The organism is Polaromonas sp. P1_E3, from assembly GCF_056405935.1.
The window spans coordinates 1-772 of the sequence record NZ_JBFUBD010000758.1 but is presented as its reverse complement, the minus strand read 5'-3'; the positions used below and the strand labels follow the sequence as shown (position 1 = coordinate 772).

At 59.9% G+C, this 772-nt stretch carries 1 protein-coding gene and 1 pseudogene; both read right to left on the bottom strand.

Annotated elements, in window-relative coordinates; translation table 11 throughout:
- Window positions 1-202: pseudogene (locus AC1D0Z_RS23335) on the bottom strand (LPS export ABC transporter permease LptG); the annotation flags it as partial.
- The coding region (locus tag AC1D0Z_RS23330) for an LptF/LptG family permease (RefSeq protein ID WP_477660498.1) at window positions 199-772 on the bottom strand (574 nt) is incomplete at its 5' end. The gene AC1D0Z_RS23330 and the pseudogene AC1D0Z_RS23335, both read right to left, overlap by 4 nt.

Below are 772 nucleotides of genomic sequence, written 5' to 3'. Positions count from 1 at the left end.
GATGATTGGGGATCAGCAGGCCCACATACAGCAGCGCGTGCCTGATCTGGTAGACATCGGCGGCGTTGATGCCGGTACTCTTGCCAAGGTATTGCAGCTCGTCGACCAGGTCAAAAAAGAAAAACAGGGCCAGGAAGCCGAGCGCCACCAGGGCGATGGCAGCCAGTACTTCACCGTAAATCAGGCGGCGTATGGTTTTCATGCGTGGTTCTCGCTGTCACGTACAGCCAGCGGTGTACGGGTAATGCGCCGGGCGGGCCGCAGCTTCCAGTTGAACTGCCGCTTGGACAGCCAGATCAGTGCCAGCAGCAGGACGCCGCCATGCAGCGCCAGCAGGAAGTTGCTGAAGCTGATGAGGCCCACAAAAATCCAGCTTTGCCCGAGGTTGACCAGGTTGTTGTAGACCACAAAAGTCAGCAGCACAAAGATCATGTTGCCACTGCGTCCCCCGCGCGGATTCACGCTGGCGAGGGCTACGGCCAGTACGACGAAGTTGATGGACGCCAGGCCCAGCCCCAGCCGCCATGCCAGTTCGCCGAGGTTGCCGCGCGTCGGCGCCTTGATCAATGAGCGGGTGGACAGCAATTTGGCTTCCGGCGCGTTTTCGGCCAGCGGGTTGTTATCACCGGTTTTGGTGCCGTACTCGGCGAAGTCGCTGATCTTGAGCGCTGATTGTCCGATGACGTTTTCCAGGCRCTGGCCGTTTTCGAGCATGAGGAACTGGGCGTTGTCCTTTGTCTCAATGCGGCCCGAGCGGGCCGTGGTAATCGAG